Genomic DNA, 6,387 nt, shown 5'->3' on the forward strand with positions numbered 1-6,387 from the left:
GTGGAGACCACGACTTTCGCAGCGACGGACGGCTTCCCGCACACGGCGCTGGTGGGGGTGACCGGCCCGGAGCAGGCCGTCGCCGTGCAGGGAGATCCGCGCGCCGCCCTCCCCCTGGCATCCGTCTCCAAGCCCATATCTGCGTGGGGCGTGCTGATCGCCGTCGAGCGGGGGCTCGTCGACCTCGACGAGCCGGTCGGGCCGGAGGGATCCACGCTGCTGAACCTGCTCGACCACACCAGTGGATTGCCTTTCGAGGGCGACCAGACGCAGGCAGCGCCCGGAACGCGGCGCATCTACTCGAACGCCGGGTTCGATGCACTCGGAGCTCACGTGGGCGAGTCCGTCGGCATGCCGTTCGCCGAGTGGCTGGCCCGCGAAGTCATCGTGCCGTTGGGCATGCATGACACCGACGTGACCGGTCGCCCGTCCGCTGGCTATCGAGCCTCGATCGCAGATCTGCTGGCCTTCGCACGTGAAGTGCTGCGACCGGCGTTGATCCCGGTCGCGTTGCGCGACCTCGCGCTCTCGGTCTCACGATCCGGGCTGCGCGGCGTCGTGCCCGGATACGGCTCGTTCGACGACAACCAGTGGGGACTCGGATTCGAGCTCAAGGGTGCGAAGAGTCCGCACTGGTTGAGCGACAGTCTTCCGCCCGAGACCGCAGGGCACTTCGGTGGGCAGGGCAGTTTCCTGTTCATCGACCGGGCTGGTGACCTCGGCGCGGCGTTCCTCTCCGGCGTCGCCTTCAGCGATGAGCACAAGCGCATCTGGCCGCCTCTCACCGAGGAGATCGTCGCGCGCTACGGCGTCCGCTGAACGTCAGTCAGTCAGTGACGGTGATCGTCGCGTAGTCGTCGCCACCGGCTTCGGTCCACGCGAGAGTGTTCTCGAGGATGCCGCGGAGCACATCGAGATCGACCTTCTCGAGGTCCTTGATGTAGAGGCATCCCTTGCCGAGCGTGTGCGGACCGAGCTTTGAAAGTGCACCTGCGTGCCGCCCCGTGTCGTCGAGATAGATCGTGGAGGCGGCCTTGCGCGGTGCGAACGCGAGGATGGGCATGTCGCCTTCGGTGCCGGTCGGGTAGCGGTAGTGGCACGAGCCGAAGCCGATGATCGTGCCCCATACGGCGGGCTCGCGGCCGGAGATCTCCTGCATCAGCGCAGTCAGCGTCTCGGCATCCCTTCGCCTGCTGGCGGGCGCCGCCGCGGCGATGAGGGCGGCGACGTTGGAACCGGTCTGCTTCATGAACTCATTCTCCGTCAGAAGCGCGGTGACAGGTCGGGCAGTGCTGTGGTGCCGAAGTCATTCCGCAGCGCACTCAGCGCCGCGTGCCATCCCGCCAGCCCGTGCACTCCGGGGCCTGGAGTCGTCGACGCGCCGCACAGGTAGACGCCCTTCATCGGCGTGTGCCACGGGTCGGGGCTGAGCACGGGGCGCCGCAGCAACTGGGCGAGGTCCGGCGTGCCGGAGGAGATGTCGCCGCGAACGTAGTTCGGGTTATGACCCTCCACCTCGAGCGCCGTGCGCGACGAAATTCCGAGGATCGTGTCCCGGAAGCCCGGTGCGAACCGTTCGATCTGACGGATGACCGCCTCCGACCTGTCTGCGCGCGACGCAGCCGGCACATGCGTGTACGTCCAGAGCGTGTGCTGACCGGCAGGCGCCCTGGTGTCGTCGAACAGCGAGGGCTGCGAGACGAGCACGTAGGGAGAATCCGAGAGGGTGCCGTGCGCGACGGCGTTCTCAGCAGCCGCGATCTCGGCCCTCGTGCCGCCGAGATGGAGGGTTCCGGCGCGACCGAGCTCGGGATGCGACCACGGCACCGGAGCGGAGAGCGCGAAGTCCACCTTCGCCACGGCGTTGCCGTAGCGGAAGCGACCGAGCGCTCGACGGTAACGGTCCGGCATCCGCTCGGCGGCGATCCTGCTCAGCGCGCGCGGTGTGACGTCGAGCAGCGTCACGCGCGACGCAGGCAGCTCGTCGAGAGAAGTCACCTCATGATCGGTCACGAGCTCACCGCCATGCGCGACGAGGTCGTCGACCATGGCGTCGATGATGCTCTGGCTTCCGCCGATCGGAATCGGCCACCCCTTCGCGTGCGCGTAAGCGGTCAGGGCGAGCCCGGCGCCGGAGCTGGCCAGACCTGGCAACGGCAGGATCGTGTGCGATGCGACACCGGTGAGCATGGCCGGGGCGGCATCCTCACGGAAGCGCGCGTTCCACAGCGGGCTGCCCTGTTCCATCGCCGCCAGCCCAAAGGCCAGAGCGGTGGGGATGTCACGAGGGATGCGCAGGAGGGTGTCGCCGGTGAAGTCGGCGACCCTCGTGGAGCGCTCGACCAGGGGACGCATCAGGCTCGCGTATGCCCTGCCGTCCGCGCCGAGGTTCTCCGCCGTGCGCTCCAGGTCCCGATAGGCGATCCCTGCCCTGCCTTCATCGAGCGGATGCGCGAACGAGATCTCCGGCACGGCGAAGGGCACGCGTCGGGGGAGTCCGAACTCGCGGAAGAAGCGGGATTCGAACGCGAGCGGATGCACCGCAGAGCACACGTCGTGGTGGAAGCCGGGCAGAGTGAGTTCTTCGGTCGCCGCGCCGCCGCCGGCGCGTGCCGCACGCTCGAAGACCCGCACCGACAATCCCGCACGTGCGAGTGTGACAGCGGCGGCGAGGCCGTTGGGCCCGGCCCCGACGACGGTGGCGTCGACATCGAAGGAGCGGGGTGTCATGTGGTCTCCGAGTCGGATGCCGCGTTCGCCGGTGCGAATCCCTCAGTCAGATATGCCAGCCGGTGCAGCGTCTCGGCGTTGCGCTGCTGCAGAAGCACGTCCGAGATGACGCGGGGGATGGCCTTCGCCGGTCCGCTGACGGCCTCCTCCTGGATGCGGACCAGGCATCCGCTCCCGAACGGCTTGACGTCGATCATCACGCGAGCTTCGCCGAGCGGCCAGCCACGAGCGGTCATCACCATGCGATGAGGAGGATCCCAGGTGACCGCGCTGGTGGTGTCGTCGATCAGGGCGGGCCACACCCCGACCGAGTGGTGCAGCTGCGCACCCGGCTGCGGCCACGCGGCGTCGACGTCGCGCATGCGCGATGCGCCGACGACCCAGCTCGGGTAGAGCCAGCCGTCAGCAAGCACGCGGAAGACCGCATCGGGCGGACAGTTCATCCTTCGGACGTTTCTCGACATGCGCACTCCCGGGATCGCCTGCGACCAGTCTGCGTCATCGGATCTTCTGCTGGACCGGCCTTGACAAGCACCCGGTCTACTCGGCTGCCTTCGCCGCCGCTTTCATCGCCTTCTTGTGCTCGCGCACCTTCGTCAGAGAGTCAGGCGAGACGATGTCGGCGACACTACGGTAAGAGCCGTCCTCACCGTACGGAGCAGATGCCTCGCGCCAGCCGGCGCCGGTGAACCCGTACTGCTTGCCGAGCAGCGCGAGGAAGATCTTCGCCTTCTGCTCGCCGAAGCCAGGCAGCTTCTTCAGGCGGCGCAGCACCTCCGCACCGTCAGGGTCGTCGCGGGTCCACAGTGCTGCGGCATCCCCGCCCCAGGCGTCGACGAGTTCCTGGCACAGCGTCTGCACGCGAGTCGCCATCGAGCCGGGGAACCGGTGCACGGCGGGCGTCTGCTTGAACGCCTCGAGGAACGCTTCGGGATCCATGGCGGCGATGGCGGCGGCATCCACTGATCCGGTGCGCTGCTCGATCTTGAACGGGCCGGCGAACGCGGTCTCCATCGGCACCTGCTGGTCGAGAAGCATCCCGACGAGCAGGGCGAGGGGATTGTCGGTGAGCAGTTCGTCGGCGGCCGGGTCGCCGGTGATGTGCAGAGCCATGTCCATAGTCTCTCGCATCGACGCTGGATGGAACAGTCTCGCGAGTGGGCTGGTCTCCGGAGACGGAGATTGCATGACAGGGCCCTTGCCCGGAATCCATGGGCGCGATATCATCATGATATGAGTGAAACGTTGCGCGAGTTGCGCGAACGGGCTGGACTCAGCCAATCGCAGCTCGCGAGGCGCAGCGGTGTTGCGCAGCCAAACGTCGCCGCTTATGAGTCTGGGCGGCGGAATCCGTCGGCGGCGATGCTCGGTAGGTTGCGCTCGGCGATGCGCCCCTTGCCTCACGAGGCGCTCGAACAGCATCGTGACGAACTCAAGGAGCTCGCTGCGGACTACGGGCTGAACAACGTGCGCGTGTTCGGCTCAGCAGGGCAGGGCACGGACACAACGCAGAGCGACCTCGATATCCTTGTCGCCCGCTCACCGGACGTCGGATTGCTGACGATCGCCGAGTTCGCCTTCGCAGCCGAACAGCTGCTCGGGGTTCCGGTCGACGTGGTCACAGACGGAGGGCTCCCCGCTGATCATCCGATCCTCCGGTCAGCGGTGGCCGCGTGAACGATAAGGACGAACGGTCGCTGCGCGAGATCGTGCGGTTGTGCGACGACGGCACGCGACTCGCCGGTCGAGGCCACGAGTGGTACGTCTCGGACGATCTCAATACACCGGGACTTGCGGCCGAATCGATCATCATCAAGATCGGTGAGAACGTCGCGCGGCTGAGCGATGAAACGATCGTCGCGAACCCGCAGGTGCCCTGGTCGAGCATCAAGCGCATGCGCGATCGGCTCGCACATCACTACGAGGCGACCGATTACGACGCGGTGTGGGCCACCATCAACGTCGATCTTCCCCGCGTGCGTGCAGCGATCGCATCGCTCCTCGTAGAAGCGACCGATGATTGACCACAGATCTGCATCACTGGACGAACCCCATGGTCAGCGAACCTGCTGGTCGAGAAGCATCCCGACCAGCAGCGCGAGCGGGTTGTTCGTGAGCAGGGTGTCGGCGGCGGTGTCTCCGGTGATGTGAAGGGCCATGGTTTCATGGTGCCACCTTGTGGCGCTGAAAACATACAGGAGGCCATCCGCTTGTGGACCAGCGTTGCGCTTCGGTGAGGCGTTCACGACCATGTGAAGGCCGATGACTGCTCAAGGGCGTCGGTATGCTTGCATGCAAGATGCATATGACGTATGTTGATTGCATGACGACGATCCAGGTTCGCAATGTCTCCGATGAGACGAGCCGAGCGCTCAAGGCGAAGGCCGCGCTCGAGGGTCGCTCGCTGAGCGACTACCTGCTGCGTGAGCTCGATCGTCTCGCGACGCGTCCGAGTCGAGCCGAACTGCTGGACCGGATCGCGAGCCGTGACGTCGCCTCGCTCGAACCGGCGGCGCTGGTGCTCGCAGAGCAGCGGCCGGGTCGATGACACTGGTCGTCGACGCATCTGCGGTCGCCGAGATCCTGTTCGGAACCGAAGCCGGTCGGCGGGCCGCCCTGCTGATCGACGGGCACGAACTGCTCGCGCCGCAGCATCTCACGACTGAAGTCGCCTCCGTGGTCCGCGGATGGTCCCTCAGTCAGCAGATCACCGATGAGCAGGCGTCGCGCGCGTTCCGTGAGTTCGACGCGCTCGGCGTCGAGCAGGTGCCGATGATGTCCATGTTGTCCGCTGTGTACGCGTTGCGGCACAACATCAGCGCCTATGACGCCATGTATGTCGTGCTCGCCCGTGCGGCACGGTGCTCGCTGCTGACTCTCGATGCCCGGCTCGCGGCATCCGCTCCGGATTGTGCCCTGCTGCCGTAATTTTCGCGCGGGCGAATGAGGGGCCACTCGGCCGTCACTTCCCACCGGTACTCGTTCACTACATGGTCAGCGAACCTGTTGGTCGAGGAGCATCCCCACCAGCAGAGCGAGCGGGTTCTCCGTCAGCAGGGTGTCGGCGGCGGTGTCTCCGGTGATGTGAAGGGCCATGCATCCAGTGTGGCACCAGGCGGGCGCGGAATCGGCTCGAAGACCGAGTGGAACCGGCGTCCGGGGAACACCTCCAGCGATCAGATCGCTTAAAAGAGATGAGAGGTTTCGAGGGGAAAACAGGTCCGGTCCGCTGTATGCGGCGCTGTCCGAGAGCGCCCACCAACGCATGACATCGATGCCTTCGGCAGCGATGTCATCATCGGGCAAGAGGCCACGAGGATCGAAGTGAGCGGTGCGCACGAGGACGTAGTCGTTGAGGATTCCGATCTTCCCGTCAGGATCCGCAGTGACGACTTCCTGACGCCAGACGTAAGGCGGGTCGGTGTTCACGGTGAGGCCGGCCTCTTCGAGCAACTCTCGACGCAATGCCAAAACCGGCAGAGCAACACGTTTTCCTGACCGTCGAGAATGATCGCCCTCACCGCATGCCTGGCAAATTCATATGGTGGGAGCAACGCTCTGATGAAGGAGCGTTTCATGGTCAAGTTGTTTCCGCCTGGTACTCGTACTGCGTTCGTTGATTTGGTGTGCGCTGGCGCGACGACGGTGAGTGCTGCG

The 6,387-nt window shown here is 66.0% G+C and carries 9 protein-coding genes and 2 pseudogenes; 5 read left to right on the forward strand and 6 right to left on the reverse strand.

Going from position 1 to position 6,387, the window contains the following annotated elements; translation table 11 throughout:
* The gene (locus J1M43_RS02980; protein ID WP_084595716.1) at positions 1–819 is read left to right on the forward strand and encodes a serine hydrolase; all 819 of its coding nucleotides are present in this window, start codon (positions 1–3) and stop codon (positions 817–819) included.
* A gap of 7 nt (positions 820–826) precedes the next feature.
* On the opposite strand, the gene J1M43_RS02985 is transcribed toward J1M43_RS02980, so the two are convergent.
* From J1M43_RS02985 to J1M43_RS03000, 4 genes are all read right to left on the reverse strand, one after another.
* Positions 827–1,249 (reverse strand): DUF1801 domain-containing protein, encoded by a 423-nt coding sequence (locus J1M43_RS02985; protein ID WP_206475704.1) that lies wholly within the window; start codon positions 1,247–1,249, stop codon positions 827–829.
* A gap of 14 nt (positions 1,250–1,263) precedes the next feature.
* Positions 1,264–2,730 carry an NAD(P)/FAD-dependent oxidoreductase gene (locus J1M43_RS02990; protein WP_033105818.1) on the reverse strand — a complete coding sequence of 489 codons (1,467 nt, stop codon included), beginning with the start codon at positions 2,728–2,730 and terminating at the stop codon, positions 1,264–1,266.
* Positions 2,727–3,194 carry an SRPBCC family protein gene (locus J1M43_RS02995; RefSeq protein ID WP_033105819.1) on the reverse strand — a complete coding sequence of 156 codons (468 nt, stop codon included), beginning with the start codon at positions 3,192–3,194 and terminating at the stop codon, positions 2,727–2,729. The genes J1M43_RS02990 and J1M43_RS02995 overlap by 4 nt, the downstream gene beginning before the upstream one ends.
* 76 nt (positions 3,195–3,270) lie before the next feature.
* Positions 3,271–3,843 (reverse strand): HhH-GPD-type base excision DNA repair protein, encoded by a 573-nt coding sequence (locus tag J1M43_RS03000; RefSeq protein ID WP_206475706.1) that lies wholly within the window; start codon positions 3,841–3,843, stop codon positions 3,271–3,273.
* 120 nt (positions 3,844–3,963) lie between these two features.
* Here J1M43_RS03000 and J1M43_RS03005 point away from each other — a divergent pair, with 120 nt between their 5' ends.
* The gene (locus tag J1M43_RS03005; protein WP_084595717.1) at positions 3,964–4,407 is read left to right on the forward strand and encodes an XRE family transcriptional regulator; all 444 of its coding nucleotides are present in this window, start codon (positions 3,964–3,966) and stop codon (positions 4,405–4,407) included.
* Positions 4,404–4,754, forward strand: a complete 351-nt coding sequence (locus J1M43_RS03010; RefSeq protein WP_033105820.1) for a DUF86 domain-containing protein — start codon at positions 4,404–4,406, stop codon at positions 4,752–4,754. Before J1M43_RS03005 ends, J1M43_RS03010 begins: the two co-directional genes overlap by 4 nt.
* 39 nt (positions 4,755–4,793) lie before the next feature.
* On the opposite strand, the pseudogene J1M43_RS03015 reads toward J1M43_RS03010, so the two are convergent.
* Positions 4,794–4,889, reverse strand: a pseudogene (locus J1M43_RS03015) (Fe-S cluster assembly protein HesB); the annotation flags it as partial.
* Between the two features lie 164 nt (positions 4,890–5,053).
* Between J1M43_RS03015 and J1M43_RS03020 the strand changes: the two are divergent.
* Positions 5,054–5,278, forward strand: a complete 225-nt coding sequence (locus J1M43_RS03020) for a hypothetical protein (protein WP_033105821.1) — start codon at positions 5,054–5,056, stop codon at positions 5,276–5,278.
* Positions 5,275–5,658: a type II toxin-antitoxin system VapC family toxin gene (locus J1M43_RS03025; protein ID WP_033105822.1), complete on the forward strand. Its 384-nt coding sequence runs from the start codon at positions 5,275–5,277 to the stop codon at positions 5,656–5,658. Before J1M43_RS03020 ends, J1M43_RS03025 begins: the two co-directional genes overlap by 4 nt.
* A gap of 72 nt (positions 5,659–5,730) precedes the next feature.
* Here J1M43_RS03025 and J1M43_RS03030 read toward each other — a convergent pair.
* Positions 5,731–5,826 (reverse strand): annotated as a pseudogene (locus J1M43_RS03030) (Fe-S cluster assembly protein HesB); the annotation flags it as partial.
* Positions 5,827–6,387: the final 561 nt, after the last annotated feature.

Origin of the sequence: Microbacterium sp. KRD172, assembly GCF_017168295.1 — a bacterium.
GTDB classification, from domain to species: Bacteria; Actinomycetota; Actinomycetes; order Actinomycetales; family Microbacteriaceae; genus Microbacterium; species Microbacterium profundi.

What these genes read in the sequence shown, in the direction of transcription:
- J1M43_RS02995 (WP_033105819.1), bottom strand. Translation starts at nt 3,194, where the DNA reads ATGTCGAGAAACGTCCGAAGGATGAACTGTCCGCCCGATGCGGTCTTC.
- J1M43_RS03020 (WP_033105821.1), top strand. Translation starts at nt 5,054, where the DNA reads ATGACGACGATCCAGGTTCGCAATGTCTCCGATGAGACGAGCCGAGCG.
- J1M43_RS03005 (WP_084595717.1), top strand. Translation starts at nt 3,964, where the DNA reads ATGAGTGAAACGTTGCGCGAGTTGCGCGAACGGGCTGGACTCAGCCAA.
- J1M43_RS03025 (WP_033105822.1), top strand. Translation starts at nt 5,275, where the DNA reads ATGACACTGGTCGTCGACGCATCTGCGGTCGCCGAGATCCTGTTCGGA.
- J1M43_RS03000 (WP_206475706.1), bottom strand. Translation starts at nt 3,843, where the DNA reads ATGGCTCTGCACATCACCGGCGACCCGGCCGCCGACGAACTGCTCACC.
- J1M43_RS02985 (WP_206475704.1), bottom strand. Translation starts at nt 1,249, where the DNA reads ATGAAGCAGACCGGTTCCAACGTCGCCGCCCTCATCGCCGCGGCGGCG.
- J1M43_RS02990 (WP_033105818.1), bottom strand. Translation starts at nt 2,730, where the DNA reads ATGACACCCCGCTCCTTCGATGTCGACGCCACCGTCGTCGGGGCCGGG.